The organism is Actinomycetota bacterium, assembly GCA_009923495.1.
Taxonomy (GTDB): domain Bacteria; phylum Actinomycetota; class Actinomycetes; order S36-B12; family UBA5976; genus UBA5976.
The window spans coordinates 1-20,929 of the sequence record RFTJ01000020.1; the positions used below are offsets into that span (position 1 = coordinate 1).

Here is a 20,929-nt window from a genome sequence, read left to right on the forward strand (position 1 = left end):
GGGTAAGTCGGGACCTAAGGTGAGGCCGACAGGCGTAATCGATGGACAACGGGTTGATATTCCCGTACCGCCGACGACGCGACAATGCCGAATTTGGAGATACTAAGCGCACCAAAGCGAGGAGACCTTCGGGTTGATTCGTGGCGGTCCGCGACCTGATCTGATAGTAGGCAAGCAATGGGGTGACGCAGGAAGGTAGTCCAACCCGGGCGATGGTTGTCCCGGGGTAAGGCTGTAGGGCGAGTTGTAGGCAAATCCGCAACTCACATGCCTGAGAGCTGATGCCGAGCCGATTAGGCGAAGTGGATGATCCTATGCTGCCGAGAAAAGCCTCTAGCGAGTGTCGTTGGCGCCCGTACCCCAAACCGACTCAGGTGTTCAGGTAGAGAATACTAAGGCGATCGAGATAACTATGGTTAAGGAACTCGGCAAAATGCCCCCGTAACTTCGGGAGAAGGGGGGCCGCGTTGTGTGTAGAGATTTACTCTCGAAGCGCAGTGCGGCCGCAGAGACTAGGCTGAAGCGACTGTTTACTAAAAACACAGGTCCATGCGAAGTCGCAAGACGATGTATATGGACTGACGCCTGCCCGGTGCTGGAAGGTTAAGAGGACGGGTTAGCCGCAAGGCGAAGCTCAGAATTTAAGCCCCAGTAAACGGCGGTGGTAACTATAACCATCCTAAGGTAGCGAAATTCCTTGTCGGGTAAGTTCCGACCTGCACGAATGGCGTAACGACTTCAGCGCTGTCTCAACCATAGACTCGGCGAAATTGCACTACGAGTAAAGATGCTCGTTACGCGCGGAAAGACGGAAAGACCCCGGGACCTTTACTATAGTTTGGTATTGGTGGTCGATTCGATTTATGTAGGATAGGTGGGAGACTTTGAAGCCGAGACGCCAGTTTCGGTGGAGTCAATCTTGAAATACCACTTTGATCGTATTGGCTGTCTAACCTAGGTCCGTAATCCGGATCAGGGACAGTGCCTGATGGGTAGTTTAACTGGGGCGGTTGCCTCCTAAAATGTAACGGAGGCGCTCAAAGGTTCCCTCAGCCTGGTTGGTAATCAGGTGTCGAGTGCAAGTGCACAAGGGAGCTTGACTGTGAGACCGACAGGTCGAGCAGGGACGAAAGTCGGAACTAGTGATCCGGCGCCGGCAAGTGGAAGCGGCGTCGCTCAACGGATAAAAGGTACCCCGGGGATAACAGGCTGATCTTGCCCGAGAGTCCATATCGACGGCATGGTTTGGCACCTCGATGTCGGCTCGTCGCATCCTGGGGCTGGAGTTGGTCCCAAGGGTTGGGCTGTTCGCCCATTAAAGCGGCACGCGAGCTGGGTTTAGAACGTCGTGAGACAGTTCGGTCCCTATCTTCCGCGCGCGTAAGAGTCTTGAGAAGGGCTGCCCCTAGTACGAGAGGACCGGGGTGGACGAACCTCTGGTGTGCCAGTTGTCCTGCCAAGGGCACGGCTGGTTGGCTACGTTCGGAAGGGATAACCGCTGAAAGCATCTAAGCGGGAAGCCTGCTTCAAGATGAGGACTCTCACTGGGTAACCAGGTAAGACCCCCAGAAGATGACTGGGTTGATAGGCCGGAGGTGGAAGTGCGGTAACGCATGGAGCTGACCGGTACTAATAGGTCGAGGACTTGCCACTTTTTTCACTTTTGTGAAAAGGGGTTTAACTTACGAATTCTTAAAATTTTTGATCGCGTCCACTATGCGGTTCCCGAGTTACGGTCGGGAACCTGATTGCTTCACAGCAATCAATGTATGTATACAACTAAATACATGTCCGTCAACAAACTCGAAAGAGTTTCGGCGACCATGGCGAAGGGGAAACGCCCGGCTCCATTCCGAACCCGGAAGCTAAGCCCTTCAGCGCCGATGGTACTGCACTTGTGAAGGTGTGGGAGAGTAGGACGTCGCCGGGCATATTTTAAAAGTGGGTCACTTGTTTTCAAGTGGCCCACTTTTTATTTCGGATGCGAGAAATTAAATCTTCTCAAAAGCCCAAAGGTCGATGTCGTCCAAATTGATGGGCCGGTATCCACGAAATTCAAGGGCATCAATCAATTGAGCGCGATGTTCGGTGGCGTGATGAATTGCTTGAGCAATCAAAGTTGACCGCCAATGCTGGAACACCCCATCTTCCATTTGAATACTGAGTAGCTCGTCGTCTTTTTCGGCTTCGGCAATAATTATGGCGTCATATTCGGCTAATACTTTTGCATTGACCGCTACATCTGCAATCGAATCTGGAATCAAATTCTCGTGCCACATAGCACCAGTCAGGCAGTAAACATACCAATCTGCTCCACTAGCGATGTGTTGCAGAATCTGCCCGGCCGTCCACTCTGGATTCACAATGAATGACCCAAGTGCCTTATCTTCTAGCGATTGAACGGCGCGATAGACCTCTTGATTGGCCCAAGACATGTGTTCCAGTGACCGCTTTGTCGAAATACTCATTGTGCGAGTTTATGACAAATGCAAATGTGGATTAGATGATTTCCTAACTTTTCCCACCGGTTAGTTTTGCAAGTCGCATTTCTGAAATGACTGAAGCCAAGAATTCCGTATTTTCGTTGATATTTTCTGTATCTACAAAAACTTTAGTTGAATGTGCAGCACGAGTCAGAACTACGTAGCTCAAGTTCATTGCCGGAGGTCTTTCGGCTTTATCCGCACACCATTGTTGGATGAAATCGAAGTCAAATACTAGGACGTGTGTGGCTGACAGTCCTCTTGATCCCATGGCCTTAACAATTCGAACGGACCCAGGTGCAGCAACATTGCGACGGTTTTTCTCTATGGTTAAGTCGTGAATTGCTTTCTTAGCTTCACGCAAAGTTGCCCTAACAATGGGATATGCCGGACTCTTGTCGCCAAATACGATTACCATCAAGCTGCCATCTCCGTCATATTCGCGGACTTCTTGAAGTGTTTCAAGAACGGCTGAGCGCACACCAGACTTAAAGGCTTCGGGCGAACTGGGCAGATAACTTACCGACATGTGCTTTGCCTGCGCTGGCAATTCCTTCTGTCGCTCCTCTTCACCAACTTGAAATTTCCGAGAGAGCACCTTTTCGGAGATAAATTTTTTGACTCGTTCAATATTTGGAAAATATTCGTGGAAAGCGTAAGAAGCCAGGAATGGAATTTCACTGCCGCGAAAGAGTCGATTTCGGGCTGGGCGCTTAGCTCCCTGCAAAATTCTTTGGATTTCGGCGCATGGAAATTCGCGATCTTGATCAAATCCAAAGAGTTCTTGACCCTTGCTTATGGAGACAAACCAAGAGGCATCACTAACGGCCAAGTATTCTGCAACCGCGATTGCATCGCCATTGATGTCCTGTCCCTCATCTATCAAGATTGTGTCGTATTTAACGATTTCATGTTGGGGTATTCTTTTCAAACAGAGAATTACATCTTCCGCAGTTGCTTCGTGTTCCATGTAGGAAACTTCTGGCGCTATGTTCTCATAAAGTGCGAATTGATCATAAACATCTATGTGGCCAAGCATTGTGTCCTGGCTACGAAGCAGTTGGACTTGTGCCTGGACTTCAGCAGCCAAAGCTTTGTTGTAACACAGATAAAGGACACTTCCACCAACTCGTGCATGCTGCATTCCAAGTTGAATCATAAAAGTAGTCTTGCCTGTTCCAGCCGCGCCACTCATCTGGACAATGTGAGTTTCGCCAAATGGATACTTATTTAATTCCTTTTCGAGGTAGGCAATATCTATTGGCTTATCAGACTTAGCTTTGATCGACCTTTGATGGTCACTTTCGGCTGATTTAATGTAATCAGCCAGCGACTTTACTCCGTGTTTTTCGCGAGGAGGATTAGTCGGAGGATAAATGCCAAGGAGTGGCTTATTACGAATCTCCGACAACTTCTCGTTAAACGTCCGCGCATTCAAAAGGTCATCTTGAAAAACGAAGCTCTTTGATTGAGTAAGTATTGGTCTCGATGCAAAGCGTTCTTCCCACTGAGCCCTCGTGATGCGTGGCCAAACTACTGTTGTTTGGAAAAATGGGACGGTTTCATCTGAGCCATCCTGCTTCAGCATCCGGGCATGAAAGTCCTTCAACTTCTGCGAGTTTCGCCTAACTTGGGTAACCGGATGTGAAACTACTTGACCATCACTACGTATGAATTCTTTGGCCGTGTATTTGCCAATTTGCTGAATCGAGTGACCCTTGATTTCACAGACAAATAACCCAACTTTTTTGGAATAGACCATCAGGTCTATGTCTGGAACATTAGGCAAATAGTTAAGGTCAAACCAGAATTCAAAACCCTCGCGATGGAATCTACTCAACAAAAGACCCAACTCGTACTCGGCGTTATGGCCTTCGACATTTTTTGGCAGCGGAGTGTGTAAAACGGGATCTGCGTTCTGGCTCATGTAACCTCATTCATTTGGTAGCAAAAGAATACCGTTCACCATTGACATTGAGGGCTTAGCATCAGCTATCTGGACTCGCTGGTAATGCATTTTTGTCAGACCCAATTGTTATTTTGTAAGTGTAAGCAGAGAGGAAATGCATGACAGAAACCCAAATCCCACAATCACGATTGAGCCAGGCCTTTGCCTTCGCCGCATGGATCCATCAGGATCAATACCGCAAGCAGGCTGAGGACGAAAAGCATAAGCCAGCCATAAAATATCTAACCCACTTAGCCGATGTGCTGGGCATAGTAATTCAGGGGCACGGCGATGAAGATCAGCAGATAGCCGCACTATTACACGATGCCCTCGAAGATCAACCGATTACTCCTGCAGGCCAGGTCACCGCAGTCGAAATCCAGCGGCTGTTCGGAGATCGGGTATTAGAACTAGTCAAAGACTGCACAGATGGCGACACCGGCATCGAGCGAACTAAAGACAATTGGCAAGAGCGAAAAGAAATTCACATCGCTCACATGCGAGCAAAAGCTGCAACTGATCCCGCATTCCTACTGGTCTCAGTTGCCGATAAATTGAGCAACTCACTAGCAATCACTAACGATGTTGAAAACGAGGGAGTAATTGTTTGGGATCGATTCAACGCGAGCGCTAAGCAAACCAGTTGGTACTACGGTGAAGTGCTTGCCGTCTACACGGAATACTTGGGCAAGGAAAATGCTCTGGTTCAACGGCTTTCTCGACAAGTGAAGCGACTCCAAGAATTAGTCGCCCAGGTTAGTTCCAAGTAAACATTGAGAATTTTCTAACCTCACAGCTTTCAGTTAGACTCAAGACAACAATTCAATAGCGGTCACTTCAGATTTTTAGGAGCAGCAATATGCCTGCAGGTAATTCGTCATCTCGACCTTCGGGTCGATCAAGTGGCCGCGGTAATTCAGGTTCAAGTTCATCAGGTCGCTCTTCTAGTGGCTCACGCTCGGGCTCTGGTCGGCCAAGTTCAGGCCGCCCAGCCGGTAGCCGTCCATCATCTGGTCGTCCAGGTTCAGGTGGCTCGGGTCGAGCAAGTTCAAGTCGACCATCAAGTGATCGTCCAACTTCCAGCCGCTCTACCCGAGATGGAGAATCTCGAAGCTCCAGCCGCCCGCGTCGGGATGATGCCCGACCTACCCGCGATAACGCTCGTTCGGCTGGCGGTTCGAGTCGTCCTTCGAGCGGCCGCCCCGCTCGTGATGGCGACCGTCGCACTTCAACCGGCCGCCCCGCTCGTGACGGGGAGCGCCGCACAAGTAGTGACCGCCGGGATTCTGGTCGCCCGCGACGTGATGACAGTCGCGGTTTAACACGTGGACCTGGTGATAATTCTCGTCGCCCGCGTCGTGATGACGATCGTGGCGAAAATACCGCACGGTCTCGTCGCGGCGGAAGTGATGCACCTATCATTCCTGATCACATCACTGGCGAAGAACTGCCAAGAGCAGTGCGCAACGAACTTCGCACATTGCCTGACGGTCTAGCTCTACGCGTCGCCAGGCACATGGCCGCATGCGTCGAGTTAGCAAATTTCGAGCCAGAACTTAGTTGGTTGCACGCAAAAGCCGCGCTTGATAAAGCATCACGGATCGCAGTTGTCCGTGAAACTGCAGCTGGAGCGGCTTATCACGCTGGCCACTTCGACATTGCATTGTCCGAATATCGCGCTGCAAAGCGTATGACCGGCAACAAGGAATATTGGCCCGTTATGGCCGACTGTGAGCGAGCACTTGGCCGGCCTGCGAAAGCAATTGCGATGGCAAGCGATCCAATCGTTGCCGGGCTGTCTATTGGTGGTCGAGTGGAAATGCGCATCGTTGTTTCCGGAGCCCGACTTGATCAAGGAAACGCTGAGGCTGCGCTGGCAACCTTACAATGCCCCGAACTAAACAAGCCCTCGAACGAGCCTTGGTCCGCTCGAATTCGATATGCCTACGCAGACATCTTGGCCACTATGGAGCGCACTCAGGAAGCCATCGAGTGGTTTCACCGGGCAGCGGCAGTTGATGTTGACGGTCAAACTGATGCCGATCGTCGAATTGCTGAACTTGAAGGAAGTGTCTACGAAGAGTTTGACAACGACTACGTCTACGAGGAGTACTCCGACGACGAATAAATTCACAGTCTGCCACCTTCGACAATTCCAATTGTCAGTCTTGCGGCAAGTGGGACCTGCAACAAGACTGAATCCCTAAATTTGGGGGAGCAATGACATCAGATTTTTCCGGCTGGCAGAATTCAGTCCGGCTAATTGGCCGGGTAACTTCAGCGGCCGAAGAAATAGAGTTACCGAGCGGCGAAACACTCGTTCGGTTTCGGATGGTTGTTCCGCGAGCAAAGCCAGCAACGAAAGTAACCGTGGAAACCATAGATTGCGTTTCGTTTGAAGCAGGTAGTCAACGCACGTCCAGATCACTGTCAATCGCAGATGTGGTAGAGATATTAGGTGAATTGCGGCGCAGGTTCTGCAAGGCCGGCACAGGAGTGGTATCTAGAGTGGAAGTTGAAGTTACTGCTCTTGACTTGGTGAAAATGCCACAAACTTAGCTCTGCATTCTGTAATGCACCAACAATCTTTGACCACTAAACTTCAGTTAAACCTAAGAAGAACGAGAAGAGAATGATTAAGAGCCACCCAAAGAAGTTTTTCTCAAGACTAGGCCAATTTGTCCTAGCAACGGCACTGTTAATTTCGGTCTCAGTAGCACCGGCAACTGCAGGAAATGTTGTGCCTCGTGTTCCTGGCGCACCGAGTGTCTCTTCATTGGTTGCCGGCGACAAATCTTTCACAATAACTGTGATAGCTCCTGCCGACTCAGGCTCGTCAGCTGTCACGCAGTACTTCTATTCACTAAATGACCACGCATGGGTTTCGCTTGGCCCGGCATCTATTGCTGGCACTGCAAAATTAGTTCGAGTGAGCAACAATGACATTGACTACAGCGTCAGAGTTCGTGCCAAAAACTCGGCGGGTCAAGGCGCGATTACCGACGCTGGAGTTGTTCGGCCGGTCGCACCGCCTCCGGTTTATCCTGATGCACCAACAATCCTCTCGATTCAGGAATCAAGTTGTCATGTACTTCGCGTAGAGATAAAAGCTCCGACCGTTACATTTGGCAAAATTACTCGCTATCAATTCCAGCTGGGCGACGGGTATAAGTGGAACAACGCTTGGACCACAGATGGCGTGAAATACATACACACCTCCCTCAAGCGCCCTTTCGCTTTGCGAGTCCAGGCCTTTAATAATGCCAAGAATTCCGGCTGGGGGCAGATTGCCGAAGGCTCAGCGCCCGGCGGTTATCCTAACTGCGCTTATTCAAGGTGATTCCATTACAGCAAACTAGCAACCTGCTAGCTAAAGACTACGACGCCGCACTGCTTGATTTAGACGGAGTTGTCTACATCGGTGACGATGCGGTACCAGCCGTTATCCCAACGCTTAATGAGATGCATCAACAATTTGGCATTGCCTTAACTTGCATTACGAATAATGCTGCTAGATCACCAAAGGTAGTTGCTGAACATTTGCAACGGCTAGGACTTCAAGTCACCGCAAATGATGTGGTTACCTCCGGGCAGGCAGCAGCAACCGAATTAGCCAAACTGCTTCCACAAGGTAGTGATGTTTTTGTGTTGGGCAGTCGCGACTTAGCCGATGAAGTTGAACTAGTTGGCTTAAAACCATCCCAAGATCCTGACAAACACTATGCAGCTATTGTTCAGGGCTACTGGCCTGATATGCCCTGGCGCATGCTGGGCCTAGCTAGCAAAATTATTAACTCCGGGGCACTCTGGGTCGGTACAAATGCTGATTGGACCATTCCAACCACATTTGGCACTTCACCTGGCAACGGAACCATGATTCAAGCACTAAAAATTGCTACTGGCAGAGCACCTGCCCTAATTGCCGGAAAGCCAGATTCGCCTCTTATGTATGGTGCTATCGATCGAACATCAGCAAAGCAACCCTTGATGATTGGCGATCGGCTGGACACAGATATTTTGGCGGCCAACCGTATCAACATTGACAGCCTGTTGGTATTTTCTGGCGTTACGGACTTTATGGAACTATTCAGCGCCACACCGGAGCTTCGCCCAACATATTTGGCCTGGGATGCCTCTGGAATCGCTGATTCACACAGCGCAGTTTCAGTGGATCATGGCCTTGTGAGTTTGCACGACTGGCGCGCTGCTGGTGATGGACTATCGGGCCACGGTGACGCCCTTGACGCAATTCGGGTGCTGGCAGTGGCAGTATGGGAATTAGTTATTTCACCAGATCAGGCGATGTCCGCCTTGGCTGAGCGTGGAATTTCATTACCGAAAGGCGCTACGAATTAATGTCTGATGAAATATTGGATCCATCAGAAAGCAACGAACCAGTTGCCGACTATTTAGATGTAGTGAGTACCGACTCTGCCTTAGCCTTATTTGCGTTACCCACGACAGGGGAGGCCAGAGTGGATGATGCACTAGGCCGACTTGCCGACTTGGAGTCGCTTCCAGTCCATGAACATGTAGAAGTTTTTGAAGATGTGCAGCGGCGCTTGCACGACACGTTAGCTGATCTGGCAGGCTCGTGACCCGAAGTCGACTTGATGTTGAATTAGTCCGTCGACAATTAGCCAGAAGTCGTGAGCAAGCCCAAGAATTAATTGCCGCAGGACAAGTCACTGTCGAAGGCTTAACCGCAGTTAAGCCGGCCAGTGGGGTTTCCGAACTAACAAACATCAAAGTTTTAGTAGACGCCGACTCCGAATATGTATCCCGTGGCGCTCACAAGCTAGTTGGCGCATTAACTACTTTCAACATTGACGTCGCTGGTCGAACCGCGTTAGACGCTGGAGCATCTACAGGTGGCTTTAGCGATGTGTTGTTGCGAAAGGGAGTTGGCCACATTTATTGCGTCGATGTCGGACACGATCAATTGGCCGAAAAAGTGGCTAAAGATCCAAAAGTTACGGCGCGCGATAGAACTAATGTTCGCTACTTAACGCCTGAAGAGTTGGGCACCCAAGTTGACTTAGTGGTTGCCGACCTGTCTTTTATCTCGCTTGAGGCAGTTTTGCCTGCACTAATTAGTGTCATGACCCCAGATGCCGACGCCCTTTTGCTCGTTAAACCTCAGTTCGAAGTAGGTAAAGAAGCACTTGGCGCTGGTGGCGTTGTGGAATCTGCCGAGCAGCGGGTCGATTCAGTCAATAAAATTGCCTGTAAGGCTTATTCTTTAGGCTTAGGCACTGCAGGAGTGGTGGCAAGCCCATTGCCCGGGCCTTCTGGAAATGTCGAATATTTTCTGTGGTTGCGCCAAGGGGCAGCCGCGCCAGACATCGCCAGCATCCAGCAAGCAGTAGCGGAAGGACCAGCATGAGTCGTCGTGTTCTGTTTGTCGTTCGCTCTGGCACAAACCAAGCCCCTGAAGTTGCTCGGGCCGCCGCTGCTGGATTACTTGCTAATAACATCGAAGTTTTATGCGCCCACGAAGATGTTGATTTATTAAATCTTCCAGATGTCGTCTCTAGCAGCGATGCCACAGGCTGTGAACTTGTTGTGGTGTTTGGCGGAGACGGCACTATCTTGAGCGGCATCGAATTGGCCCGACCGGCCGATGTTCCAGTGCTCGGAGTCAATCTTGGTCATGTTGGTTTCTTGGCCGAAGCAGAACCAGAAAACATCGACGCAGTTGTCAGTGCAATTGTTGAGCATAACTGGATTGTCGAAGAGCGGATGACTCTTGCCATTTCGGTAACTGGTCCAGAGCGGCAAGCCTGGAATTCTTGGGCACTTAATGAAGTTGCCATTGAAAAAGATGCTCGGGAGCGAATGATCCAAGTCTTAGTTAGTATCGACGATCGACCGCTGTCGCAGTGGTCAGCCGATGGCTTACTTTGTTCCACACCTACTGGCTCAACCGCATATGCCTTTAGTGCTGGCGGTCCAGTTGTTTGGCCCGAGGTGGATGCAATGCTTGTTGTTCCCATTAGCGCTCATGCGCTATTTGCTCGCCCGCTAGTTGTTGCTCCAACTTCTACGGTTGATGTTGCCGTCACCAAAGGTCCAGTTGTAATCAGCGCTGATGGTCGGCGCACAACTGAAGTCTCGGCTGGTAGCACCGTAACTATTGTGCGAGCCGAGCAATCAACTAAATTTGCCCGCTTACATCAAGTTCCATTTACTGAACGCTTAGTGGCAAAGTTCGAGCTGCCAGTTCAGGGCTGGGGCGCATAGGAATCTGGCGTGCTTGAGATTTTGCGCATCCGTAATCTTGGAGTAATCGCCGACGCCGAGCTTAATTTTTCCCCCGGTTTCACAGCACTAACTGGCGAAACGGGTGCGGGCAAAACCATGGTGTTTAGAAGTATCGCGATGCTATTTGGCGCAAAGCCTGATGCCTCGCTGATTGCAGATGGCGCTGACGCCGCAGCTGTAATGGCTGAACTTGCAGTGCCAGCTGACATTAAGGTCAGACTTTTAGAACTTGGCGCCACTGTTGAGGACGATGTGGTGATTGTTGGTCGACAAGTTCCGCTAGAGGGCCGAACCAGAAGTGTGATTGGTGGCACGGCCATGCCAAACACCACTTTGGTTGACCTAGGTGGCGAGATGATAGCTGTGCATGGTCAAAGCGATCACATGAAACTTCGCAAACCAGCGCATCAAAGATTGATTCTCGATCGATTTGGTGGCGTCAAAATAAGCGATGTGCTAACTCGGTACCAAGATCTTTGGGCACAACACCTTGACCTGCAACACCGAATTGATTCACTGAGTGCCGATAGCGCTTCAAGACAATTGGAACTCGACCGGATTACTTCGGTGATCACTCGCTTTGATGAATTGCAACCTCAGCCAGCCGAAGATGAAACACTTGCTACCGAAGCCCTTCGGCTGGGAAATAGCGAGTCGCTCTTTGTTGCAGCAATGCAAGCAGGCGAAGCAATTGGTGGAAGTGACTACGACGGCGAATTTGTTGCTGGACTACTAACTAATGCTCGCAAAGCCTTGGAACAAAGCGCAGACCTAGACGAGCAACTGGAGGGTTTTGCCACCCGAGTGCGCGAACTCGAAGTCCTAGCTGGTGAACTTGCAAGCGAACTTACTCAATATGCCTCTGCAATAGATGCCTCACCACAACGGTTGGCCTACATCGAACAGCGACGATCCGAGTTAAAGCAGCTGGCTCGTGAATTCGGCACAGTTGATGACCTTATTGCTTGGGTTGAGGTGAACCGACCTCGGATGGAACTACTGCAAGGTGGAGATGAGCATGTGTCAGAACTCAAAATGGAACTTGCGGCTTGCACGGCGCAAATGCTGGTCCTGGCCGGTGATATTTCAAAGCAACGTCATCTAGCAGCAACGGCATTTGAGCAGGCAGTGCGCAGTGAACTTGAGGGTCTGGCCATGAGTGGCGCAAGCGTTTCCTTCCAAATCCGTCCCACAGATTTAGGTCCGTTTGGGGCTGACGACATTGAGTTAGGGCTGGTCAGCCGACCAAACGCACCATGGGTGCCCATTAGTCGAGGAGCATCGGGTGGCGAACTTAGCCGCTTAATGCTTGCAGTCCAGGTGGTACTAGCCAGCGCTGACCCAATTGACACCTTCATTTTTGACGAGGTTGATGCCGGGGTGGGTGGGGCAGCAGCCGTAGAAGTTGGTCGCCGATTGGCTCGATTAGCTCGCTCTTCGCAGGTAATCGTCGTGACTCACTTGCCACAAGTCGCTGCGTTTGCAGACAAACACTATGTGGTGCAGGCTAATCAAGGCCAGCAAGTTCATGCCTCACAAATCCGCGAAGTATCGGGCGAGGACCGAGTGACCGAAATTTCGCGCATGCTAGCTGGACTAAGCGACTCATCAGCTGGGGCAGATTTGGCACTCGAACTACTCGAATTAGCAGCCAGCGAGAGTCACTCGAATTAGTTGGCCTGATCGGGCAACTCGTTCGCCACGCGGAAATTGCCGAGCCTGTGCACGGGCAGAATTGAAATCAGTTAGTCTGGTATTCCGTGGGTAATCGCAAACATATATTTGTCACGGGAGGCGTCGCCTCTTCACTCGGTAAGGGACTTACCGCTTCGTCACTAGGCAATCTTCTTACTGCTCGTGGACTTCGAGTTACGATGCAAAAGTTAGATCCCTATTTAAATGTTGATCCCGGAACGATGAATCCATTTCAACATGGTGAAGTATTTGTAACTAACGACGGTGCTGAAACCGATTTAGACATCGGTCACTACGAGCGGTTCCTTGATCGTGATTTACATGGGTCAGCAAACGTAACCACAGGCCAGGTTTACTCGAATGTGATTGCCAAAGAGCGCCGTGGTGAATACCTGGGCGACACAGTTCAAGTTATTCCACACATAACTAACGAAATCAAAGCTCGAATGCTAGCCATGCATAGCGATGATGTGGACATCGTGATTACCGAAGTCGGCGGCACAGTTGGAGACATTGAGTCGTTGCCATTTTTAGAGGCGGTGCGACAAGTTCGCCACGAACTAGGCCGAGAAAATGTGCTCTCTCTTCATGTTTCCCTCCTGCCTTACATCGGACCATCGGGCGAACTCAAGACCAAACCAACCCAACATTCTGTTGCTGCGCTGCGCAGTATCGGTATTCAGCCGGATGCCATCATTTTGCGTGCTGATCGGCCAATCCCAGAAAGTATCAAGCGCAAGATTTCGTTGATGTGTGATGTTGATGATGAAGCGGTAGTGGCTGCGGTTGATGCCCCGAGTATTTATGACATTCCACGGGTCCTGCACAGTGAAGGTCTAGATGCATTTGTCATTCGTCGACTAGGTATGCCGTTTCGAGATGTTAAGTGGGATGCGTGGGACAACCTGCTCGATCGCGTCCACAACCCAAAGCACGAAGTAACCGTAGCTTTGGTTGGCAAATATATCGATTTGCCAGATGCCTACCTTTCGGTTACCGAAGCATTGCGTGCTGGCGGATTTGCGAACTACGCCCGCGTCAATATTCGTTGGGTAGCCTCGGATGATTGTGAAACTGAAGCAGGTGCCAGCATGGTGCTTGGTGATGTTGACGCAATTTGTGTGCCAGGTGGATTTGGCGTACGCGGAATTGAAGGCAAACTCGGTGCGCTCAAGTTTGCGCGAGAAAACAAGATTCCAACCCTTGGTCTTTGCCTAGGGCTACAGTGCATGGTTATTGAGTATGCGCGCGATGTCGTTGGTATTGCCGATGCGAACTCAGCGGAATTTGAACCAGACACCAATAACCCAATCATCTCCACAATGGCTGATCAAACTGATGTGGTATCTGGTGACCGCGACATGGGTGGCACAATGCGACTTGGACTTTACCCAGCTGCACTTTCCAGCGGCTCAACAGCCGAGCGAGTTTACGGCTCTTCATTGATTGAAGAGCGGCATCGTCATCGCTACGAAGTTAACAATGCTTACCGCGAGCAACTTGCTGCCGCAGGATTAGTTTTCTCAGGAACTTCACCAGATGGCCACTTAGTTGAATTTGTTGAATTGCCGACAGATGTGCATCCGTATTACATCGCAACTCAAGCACATCCTGAACTTCGTAGTCGGCCAACAAAAGCTCACCCACTCTTTGCGGGCTTGATTGAGGCGGCCTTGGCTAGAGCAGGGCAGTAGCGGTGATTAAAGATGAGCCAGCGCAGTTACCGCTTTTAAATCAGGAGACGGTATTTTCCGGTCGGATTTGGGATGTGCGTGAGGATACTTTCCAATTTGGCGACGAGCAGTTAACCCGCGATTACATTGTGCACCCTGGCGCAGTAGGCGTTATTGCCCTGAACGATCTTGGGCAGATGTTATTGGTCCAGCAATATCGACATTCACAGCGCAAACTCATGTGGGAGCCACCTGCTGGGTTACTTGATGTAGCAAATGAAAATCCACTCGATGCAGCTAAACGCGAACTTCAGGAAGAGACTGGATATCTTGCTAGTGATTGGCGAGTACTTTTTGATTTCGCGCCATCAGCCGGTAGCTCAAGTGAATTAATCCGGTGCTATCTCGCCACTGGACTTGAACTCCATGAAGAGGGACGGCCAGAAGCTGAAGGCGAAGAGCGCCACATGAAAGTGCAATGGGTACCAGTAGGCGAAGTGATGGAAGCCATCCATACTGGCTCTATTTCCAACTCTTTGCTGATAACAGGCACCTTCGCGCTATTGGCGGCCATGGCTGACCCAGATTCGATAGTTCGTGATGGCGATGCCCCTTGGGTAGCCCGCGAATCCTGAATTTCTGCTAACCAATGAATAACTCCACTCTGGAAAATTACTGAAATTCGGTCTGCCAGGAGTAGGTTAGAAGGGTCAGGCAATGGGGCCTGTCGAACTTAAGCGGGCTTGCCGCAGAGGACTTGATATCAATGAAAGTCGGCGTTCCAAGAGAAATCAAAACTCACGAATATCGCGTCGCAATCACACCAGCTGGTGTTGTTGAACTAGTAAAAAATGGTCACGAAGTTTTCATCGAACAAGATGCAGGACTTGGTTCATCCATATCAAACGAAGAGTATGTTGCAGCTGGCGCGCAGATTTTGCCTACTGCAGACGAAGTTTGGGCAACTGGCGATTTGATCTTGAAAGTCAAGGAGCCCATTGCTGCTGAATACCATCGCATGCGCAAGGGTCAGGTGCTTTTCACATACCTACACCTGGCTGCCTCACAAGAGTGTACTGAGGCGTTGCTTAGCGCCGGTGTTACTGCAATCGCTTACGAGACTGTTGAACTTGCAGATCGTACGCTGCCGCTACTTGCTCCAATGAGTGAAGTTGCCGGTCGACTTGCACCACAGGTCGGTGCCTCTGCCCTGATGCGCGATCATGGTGGTCGGGGAGTATTGCTTGGTGGCGTGCCTGGAGTGGCGGCCGGAAAAGTTGTCGTACTTGGCGCTGGTGTTGCGGGAATGAATGCCGCTGCCCTCGCCCTTGGCATGCAGGCCGAAGTGTTGTTGCTTGATGTGAATGTAGCTCGCCTTCGTCAGGTAGATGCCATTTACCAAGGACACATGCAGACCATTGTCTCTAATTCATATGAGATTGAAAAGGCAGTTCTAGACGCCGACTTAGTCATCGGTGCAGTACTGATTCACGGAGCTAAAGCACCCAAGCTAGTCAGTAACGAACTAGTTTCGCGAATGAAGCCAGGATCGGTTTTAGTTGATATCGCGATCGACCAAGGTGGCTGCTTTGAAGACTCTAAACCGACTACCCATGCCGACCCGACTTACCAAGTGCACAACTCGTTGTTCTATTGCGTAGCAAACATGCCGGGGGCCGTTCCACATACTTCGACATACGCACTGACAAATGTCACTTTGCCTTACGCGCTCGCCCTTGCCAACAAGGGTTGGCAGAAAGCGGTTAAGGATGATCGCGCACTGGCGCTGGGTCTAAATGTTCATGCCGGCCATGTGACCTACCCCGGAGTTGCCGAGGCTTTTGATTTGCATTTGGTCTGCGTAGACGAGCTGATTGCCTAAACACCCGCTACCAATATCTCCCAACCGCGATGTTATGTCAGGTAGATTCGCACTGTGTCATCAAGCACTTTGCAACGTCAGATTCAGGCCTACCTGGACCATCTTGCGGTGGAGCGAGGTTTGGCAAAAAACTCATTGGCGGCCTATCGACGAGACTTATCACGCTATGAGCAATATTGTGCGAACCGGAAAATTACCGATGGCAAGCAAGTTGCCAGCGATGCAGTAAGTGATTTTCTGGTAAATATCCGAATGGGTCAGGATGGTCAGGCAGCCCTAGCCGCTTCGTCGGCCTCGCGAACTGTAATTGCTGTGCGGGGTTTTCATGCTTTTTTGGCACGAGAGGGGATAACCGATTCTGATCCTGCTCGCCAAGTTAAGCCACCAGCGCCAGCAAAACGCCTACCCAAAGCTCTTCCATTTTCCGAAGTTCAAGCTCTGTTAAGTGCGGTTGGCGCAGACAGCGATGGCGACTTGACTGTTTTGATGCTCAGGGATCGAGCGTTAATTGAACTGTTGTATGGCACAGGTGCGCGCATTAGCGAACTGATGGATTTAAGTGTTGACGACATCACCAAACTAACTGACGAGCTGCCGATTTTGCGTTTGCATGGCAAAGGGGACAAGTATCGACTGGTGCCTGTAGGCAGCCACGCGCGTAAAGCGCTGGACGACTATTTGGTCCGAGCTCGCCCTGTCTTGGCAATTGGCGGCAGGGGGACACCGGCCCTATTTCTCAATGCCCGCGGGGGCAAACTCTCGCGGCAGAGCGCCTGGACCATCTTGCAAGCTGCGGCCCAAAGGGCTGGACTAGGCGATAAAGTCTCGCCACATACCTTGCGACATTCTTTTGCTACCCATCTGTTAGAAAATGGCGCCGATGTTCGCGTTGTGCAGGAATTACTCGGTCACGCATCGGTGACGACCACCCAGATCTACACCATGGTTACCGTCGAGCAACTGCGGGAAGTTTACGCAACCTCTCACCCTCGAGCGAAGGTTTAGGGTTACGACTCGCTGGGGAGATATCGCCCGCGCAATCGCAATAATGACAAGGGGTTCGCGTATTCTTGACCCAAACAGAGTCTTCCCCCACGACTTGTTCGCAAGAAGTGCATATCTCGTGATGGGGAAGGACACCAAATGCCAATTCCAGTACCACAGGATCGACCCGTGACCGATGTACCAGCTCCAGCAGAAAAGTCTGCTGCCCAAGAAGCTTCCGTAACGCCAATTGATGGCGCACAAGAAGAATTTGTTTCTATTGGCTTAACTGGCCGTCCAGTGCCAAAGTTCGCTGCGCCTGCTCCACTGAAAAAGCATGGCCCAGGTTATGTGATTGCACTGTGTAATCAAAAAGGTGGCGTTGGCAAAACCACAACTACGATCAACCTAGGTGCGGCACTTGCTGAAGCCGGCCGAAAGGTACTGCTAGTTGATATGGACCCGCAGGGTTCAATGACAATCGGCTTGGGTATCCAACCTGAATCACTTGCAGGAAAAGGCAGCATTTATGACGTGCTGATGGATTCGACTGCAACTCCTGCGTCCTCAATCGTGATTCCTACCACAGCCAAGGGCATGGATTTACTTCCAGCTAACATTCAACTTTCTGCAGCAGAACTTCGCCTGGCTGGTGAAGTGGCTCGTGAGTATGCCCTTGATCGAGCACTTTCAACAGTTAAAGCAGATTACGACTACATCCTGATTGACTGTGCTCCATCGCTTGGACTACTCACGGTTAACTCGCTCACTGCTTCCGATGGCGTCATCATTCCAATGGAATGCGAATTCTTTGCCTTACGCGGTGTTGAACTGCTTCGCGAAACTATCGGCAAGGTGCAAGAGCGCTTGAACAATCGCCTGACTATCGATGGCGTGCTGGCCACGATGGTTGATGCTCGTACGCATCACACTCGCGACACCATCGCGGCGGTTTATGACATGTTCGGCGATGCCGTAATGCATACCATCGTTAGCCGAACTGTGAAATTCCCGGAAACTACCAAGGCCGGTGTCTCAATCATTGAGCAAGCGCCAACATCACCGGGTGCTACCGCTTATCGCAACATGGCCTGGGAATTGGTAGAGCGTCTTGAACAGAAGGGCGCGGTTCCTAACTAATGTCCGCGCCGGCCGATGCCGAGCTAACATCAACCACTTCAGAGCAGGCAACAGATTCTTTTCTAGTTCAGCTCGATGAATTTTCTGGACCATTTGATGTCTTGCTCTCGTTGATTGCAAAACATCGCCTCGATGTCACTGCGCTTGCGTTGCACACCATCACCGACGACTTCATTACCTACATCAAAGAGCAAGGCGACAACTGGGAACTAGATGAAGCCACCCAGTTTCTAGTCATCGCAGCCACACTTTTGGACCTGAAAGCTGCTCGTTTATTGCCAGGCGGCGAAGTTGAAGATGAAGAGGATTTGGCGGTGCTCGATGCGCGCGATTTATTACTTGCGCGTTTGTTGCAGTATCGCGCATTCAAATTAATGGCAGGGGACTTCGCTCATCGCCTTGCTACTGCTGGCCGGGCACATCCACGATCTGTTGGCCTAGATCCACAGTTCCAAAAACTTCTGCCTGAAGTTGTGTTGGCCCTTGGCCCAGATGATTTTGCAAACTTGGCCGCCAAAGCACTAACGCCAAAGCCGGTTGAAGTGATTTCGGTTTCCCATTTGCACGCGCCAAGAGTCTCGGTACGCGAGCAGGCCGCAATTTTGGTGGACCGCTTACGCCGAGCTGGACATAGTGACTTTAGAACCCTTACTCGAGACTGTGACAGCACACTGCTAATCGTGGCGCGGTTCCTGGCGCTACTTGAGCTGTATCGAGATGGAGTAGTGCTATTTGACCAGCCAGTCCCGCTCGGTGACTTAAACATTCGCTGGGTTGGTGGCGACAAAGACGGCATCGGGGCCAATATTGACGAGTTCGATGCTGCAGCCGCTGCTGACTTTGACCTAAAGGCCGGCGCAGACGAACTATTGCACGATGTACTTGATGGTGACAGGTTGGCTATTGATGATGCCGAGCCACTAAGTGACGAATCTATCGATGAAGAGCTTGATGGTTTCGACGAACAGGCCGAGGCGATGTGGGCAAGGTTGGCGGCCGAGTTAGGTGACGTGCTCGACACTTCGCCACCAAGTGATTTAGTAACTAGAGAAGAGGACGAAGATGAGTGACGATGTGACAGGCACCGAGAATCAGTCAAGCGATGAAGTGTTTGAAATCCAAGGCGACTCAGTAACTGCTGAAGAGTCGGCAAGTGATGAACTTGGCGCACCAGATCTTCGTAGCGCCCTAGAGGCCCTACTGCTAGTGGCCGACGAACCGATGACCACCGCAACTTTGGCGACCCTGACTCGCACACCAGAAGATCAAATCCTTGACACACTTCGTGACCTGTCGGCCGAATACACCGAACAAGGACGCGGCTTTGACCTGAAAGAAATCGCCGGAGGTTGGCGGTTCTGGACTCGCGCCGATTGCGCAGGTGTTGTTGAGCGCTTTGTGTTGGATGGTCAGCACGCTCGACTTACTCAAGCAGCGCTTGAAACTCTGGCCGTTGTCGCTTACCGCCAGCCGGTAACTCGCTCGCGCATCTCGGCCATTCGTGGTGTGAATGTCGACAGTGTGGTGCGCAATCTAGTTGCTCGCGGTTTGATTGAAGAGGTCGGACACGATCACGAAACTGGTGCGCATCTGTATCAGACCACCACTTACTTCCTTGAGCGCCTTGGCCTGAAGTCACTTGAAGATTTGCCACCAATCGCCGAGCACTTGCCAATGCCAGACAATGTTGAGGCCGTGCTGGATTTAGCGAACGGATAAGTTGTGGCGCAGGAACGGCTGCAAAAAGTTTTGGCCGCGGCCGGACTGGGTTCGCGGCGCAAGTGCGAGACATTCATCACTGCTGGTCGGGTCACAGTTGATGGCGTTGTAGTCGATGAGCTTGGCGCTCGCGTTGACCCCGAAGTTCAAGTAATTCATGTTGATGGGGTGCGCATCGCGCAAGCTAGCGGTCATGTGGTGTTCGCTTTCAATAAACCGCGCGGCATGATCACCACCATGAGTGACCCTCAAGGTCGGCCGTGCGTCGGCGATGTTCTCATCGGCATTGAGCCGCGGCTGTTTTATATCGGCCGGCTTGATGGCGACACCGAAGGTTTGTTGTTACTAACAAACGATGGTGAGTTAGCCCAACACCTCGGCCATCCATCGCATGAGATTGCCAAAACCTATGTGGCCCGCGTTAAAGGTCGACTTTCGAATCAAACACTTCAACGCATTAAATCGGGCATTGTGATTGAAGGCAGGGCAGTGGATGTCAGGCGGGCGTCCATCAAGGATCAGTCCGCCGATGCCACACTGGTCGAGCTAACAATTCACGAAGGTCGCAACCGGATTGTCCGCCGGCTCTTTGATGAAGTGAATCACCCGGTTTTAGATTTAGCGCGAGTGTCGGTTGGGCCAATCAACCTTGGAAATCTAAAGTCGGGTCACATGCGCGAACTTGGTCCTGACGAGTTGGGCCGACTCTATAGCGCCGTTGGCCTGTAGTTGGTTGGGCCTCGAGCACCGAGCCTCTACAATTTAAGGTATGGGCATTAAAGCAATCCGTGGCGCGACTTGTTTGCAGTCTGATACTGCAGACGAAATGGCCGATGCCGTCACCGAGTTGCTCACTGAAATCATGAGCCGCAATGCTCTGACCACCGATGACATCATCAGCGTGCTTTTCACAGCAACTCCCGATATTCACAGTGCGTTTCCGGCAAGTTTTGCCCGCAACATTGGACTGACTGATGTTCCGTTGATTTGTGCCCAAGAGCTCGACATCACAGGGGCGTTAAACCTGGTAATTCGGGTCATGGTTCATGCCCAAACCGATGCTGCTCGTTCTGAAATCAAGCATGTCTACCTGCGCGGCGCGGAAGTTTTGCGCCAAGACATCGCCCAGTAGGTTCTGCGA

General features: G+C 51.1%; 20 protein-coding genes and 2 rRNA genes. 20 read left to right on the forward strand and 2 right to left on the reverse strand.

Annotation, left to right across the window (positions count from 1 at the left end):
- Both EBS36_06350 and rrf read left to right on the forward strand, forming a co-directional pair.
- Positions 1 to 1,652 (forward strand): 23S ribosomal RNA (locus EBS36_06350); the annotation flags it as partial.
- A gap of 161 nt (positions 1,653 to 1,813) precedes the next feature.
- Positions 1,814 to 1,930, forward strand: a 5S ribosomal RNA gene (rrf, locus tag EBS36_06355).
- 61 nt (positions 1,931 to 1,991) lie between these two features.
- On the opposite strand, the gene EBS36_06360 is transcribed toward rrf, so the two are convergent.
- Both EBS36_06360 and EBS36_06365 read right to left on the reverse strand, forming a co-directional pair.
- Complete coding sequence (locus EBS36_06360; GenBank protein NBU32771.1) at positions 1,992 to 2,468, reverse strand: hypothetical protein; 477 nt, start codon at positions 2,466 to 2,468, stop codon at positions 1,992 to 1,994.
- A 43-nt stretch (positions 2,469 to 2,511) separates the two neighbouring features.
- Positions 2,512 to 4,410, reverse strand: a complete 1,899-nt coding sequence (locus tag EBS36_06365) for a hypothetical protein (GenBank protein NBU32772.1) — start codon at positions 4,408 to 4,410, stop codon at positions 2,512 to 2,514.
- Positions 4,411 to 4,550: 140 nt separating this feature from the next.
- On the opposite strand from EBS36_06365, the gene EBS36_06370 reads away from it, so the two are divergent.
- From EBS36_06370 to aroH, 18 genes are all read left to right on the forward strand, one after another.
- Entirely contained in the window at positions 4,551 to 5,201 is a 651-nt protein-coding gene (locus EBS36_06370) for a bifunctional (p)ppGpp synthetase/guanosine-3',5'-bis(diphosphate) 3'-pyrophosphohydrolase (protein ID NBU32773.1), read from the forward strand.
- Between the two features lie 89 nt (positions 5,202 to 5,290).
- Complete coding sequence (locus EBS36_06375; protein NBU32774.1) at positions 5,291 to 6,559, forward strand: tetratricopeptide repeat protein; 1,269 nt, start codon at positions 5,291 to 5,293, stop codon at positions 6,557 to 6,559.
- A 92-nt stretch (positions 6,560 to 6,651) separates the two neighbouring features.
- Positions 6,652 to 6,990 carry a single-stranded DNA-binding protein gene (locus EBS36_06380; protein NBU32775.1) on the forward strand — a complete coding sequence of 113 codons (339 nt, stop codon included), beginning with the start codon at positions 6,652 to 6,654 and terminating at the stop codon, positions 6,988 to 6,990.
- 73 nt (positions 6,991 to 7,063) lie between these two features.
- Entirely contained in the window at positions 7,064 to 7,771 is a 708-nt protein-coding gene (locus tag EBS36_06385; GenBank protein NBU32776.1) for a fibronectin type III domain-containing protein, read from the forward strand.
- On the forward strand, positions 7,768 to 8,787 hold the full coding sequence (locus EBS36_06390) for an HAD family hydrolase (GenBank protein NBU32777.1): 1,020 nt from the start codon (positions 7,768 to 7,770) through the stop codon (positions 8,785 to 8,787). Before EBS36_06385 ends, EBS36_06390 begins: the two co-directional genes overlap by 4 nt.
- Positions 8,788 to 8,849: 62 nt before the next feature.
- The gene (locus tag EBS36_06395) at positions 8,850 to 9,029 is read left to right on the forward strand and encodes a hypothetical protein (GenBank protein NBU32778.1); all 180 of its coding nucleotides are present in this window, start codon (positions 8,850 to 8,852) and stop codon (positions 9,027 to 9,029) included.
- Positions 9,026 to 9,817 (forward strand): TlyA family RNA methyltransferase, encoded by a 792-nt coding sequence (locus EBS36_06400; GenBank protein NBU32779.1) that lies wholly within the window; start codon positions 9,026 to 9,028, stop codon positions 9,815 to 9,817. The genes EBS36_06395 and EBS36_06400 overlap by 4 nt, the downstream gene beginning before the upstream one ends.
- Positions 9,814 to 10,674 (forward strand): NAD kinase, encoded by an 861-nt coding sequence (locus EBS36_06405; GenBank protein NBU32780.1) that lies wholly within the window; start codon positions 9,814 to 9,816, stop codon positions 10,672 to 10,674. The genes EBS36_06400 and EBS36_06405 overlap by 4 nt, the downstream gene beginning before the upstream one ends.
- Before the next feature lie 9 nt (positions 10,675 to 10,683).
- The gene (gene recN / locus EBS36_06410; protein NBU32781.1) at positions 10,684 to 12,369 is read left to right on the forward strand and encodes a DNA repair protein RecN; all 1,686 of its coding nucleotides are present in this window, start codon (positions 10,684 to 10,686) and stop codon (positions 12,367 to 12,369) included.
- Between the two features lie 86 nt (positions 12,370 to 12,455).
- Entirely contained in the window at positions 12,456 to 14,084 is a 1,629-nt protein-coding gene (locus tag EBS36_06415; protein NBU32782.1) for a CTP synthase, read from the forward strand.
- A gap of 2 nt (positions 14,085 to 14,086) precedes the next feature.
- Positions 14,087 to 14,698, forward strand: coding sequence for an NUDIX hydrolase (locus tag EBS36_06420; GenBank protein ID NBU32783.1), 612 nt, complete (start codon positions 14,087 to 14,089; stop codon positions 14,696 to 14,698).
- Positions 14,699 to 14,829: 131 nt separating this feature from the next.
- Complete coding sequence (ald, locus tag EBS36_06425) at positions 14,830 to 15,945, forward strand: alanine dehydrogenase (protein ID NBU32784.1); 1,116 nt, start codon at positions 14,830 to 14,832, stop codon at positions 15,943 to 15,945.
- Between the two features lie 69 nt (positions 15,946 to 16,014).
- Entirely contained in the window at positions 16,015 to 16,950 is a 936-nt protein-coding gene (gene xerD, locus EBS36_06430) for a site-specific tyrosine recombinase XerD (protein NBU32785.1), read from the forward strand.
- A 138-nt stretch (positions 16,951 to 17,088) separates the two neighbouring features.
- Positions 17,089 to 18,069: a ParA family protein gene (locus tag EBS36_06435; GenBank protein ID NBU32786.1), complete on the forward strand. Its 981-nt coding sequence runs from the start codon at positions 17,089 to 17,091 to the stop codon at positions 18,067 to 18,069.
- Positions 18,069 to 19,139 (forward strand): segregation/condensation protein A, encoded by a 1,071-nt coding sequence (locus EBS36_06440; protein NBU32787.1) that lies wholly within the window; start codon positions 18,069 to 18,071, stop codon positions 19,137 to 19,139. The genes EBS36_06435 and EBS36_06440 overlap by 1 nt, the downstream gene beginning before the upstream one ends.
- Positions 19,132 to 19,788: an SMC-Scp complex subunit ScpB gene (gene scpB / locus EBS36_06445; GenBank protein NBU32788.1), complete on the forward strand. Its 657-nt coding sequence runs from the start codon at positions 19,132 to 19,134 to the stop codon at positions 19,786 to 19,788. Before EBS36_06440 ends, scpB begins: the two co-directional genes overlap by 8 nt.
- Before the next feature lie 3 nt (positions 19,789 to 19,791).
- Positions 19,792 to 20,517: an rRNA pseudouridine synthase gene (locus EBS36_06450; protein NBU32789.1), complete on the forward strand. Its 726-nt coding sequence runs from the start codon at positions 19,792 to 19,794 to the stop codon at positions 20,515 to 20,517.
- Positions 20,518 to 20,557: 40 nt separating this feature from the next.
- Positions 20,558 to 20,920, forward strand: a complete 363-nt coding sequence (gene aroH, locus EBS36_06455; GenBank protein NBU32790.1) for a chorismate mutase — start codon at positions 20,558 to 20,560, stop codon at positions 20,918 to 20,920.
- The last annotated feature ends 9 nt before the right edge of the window (positions 20,921 to 20,929 follow it).

Coding starts and splice junctions, on each gene's coding strand:
- EBS36_06405 (NBU32780.1), top strand. CDS start 9,814: ATGAGTCGTCGTGTTCTGTTTGTCGTTCGCTCTGGCACAAACCAAGCC.
- EBS36_06385 (NBU32776.1), top strand. CDS start 7,064: ATGATTAAGAGCCACCCAAAGAAGTTTTTCTCAAGACTAGGCCAATTT.
- aroH (NBU32790.1), top strand. CDS start 20,558: ATGGGCATTAAAGCAATCCGTGGCGCGACTTGTTTGCAGTCTGATACT.
- scpB (NBU32788.1), top strand. CDS start 19,132: ATGAGTGACGATGTGACAGGCACCGAGAATCAGTCAAGCGATGAAGTG.
- EBS36_06370 (NBU32773.1), top strand. CDS start 4,551: ATGACAGAAACCCAAATCCCACAATCACGATTGAGCCAGGCCTTTGCC.
- EBS36_06360 (NBU32771.1), bottom strand. CDS start 2,468: ATGAGTATTTCGACAAAGCGGTCACTGGAACACATGTCTTGGGCCAAT.
- EBS36_06365 (NBU32772.1), bottom strand. CDS start 4,410: ATGAGCCAGAACGCAGATCCCGTTTTACACACTCCGCTGCCAAAAAAT.
- EBS36_06375 (NBU32774.1), top strand. CDS start 5,291: ATGCCTGCAGGTAATTCGTCATCTCGACCTTCGGGTCGATCAAGTGGC.
- ald (NBU32784.1), top strand. CDS start 14,830: ATGAAAGTCGGCGTTCCAAGAGAAATCAAAACTCACGAATATCGCGTC.
- EBS36_06380 (NBU32775.1), top strand. CDS start 6,652: ATGACATCAGATTTTTCCGGCTGGCAGAATTCAGTCCGGCTAATTGGC.
- EBS36_06440 (NBU32787.1), top strand. CDS start 18,069: ATGTCCGCGCCGGCCGATGCCGAGCTAACATCAACCACTTCAGAGCAG.
- EBS36_06435 (NBU32786.1), top strand. CDS start 17,089: ATGCCAATTCCAGTACCACAGGATCGACCCGTGACCGATGTACCAGCT.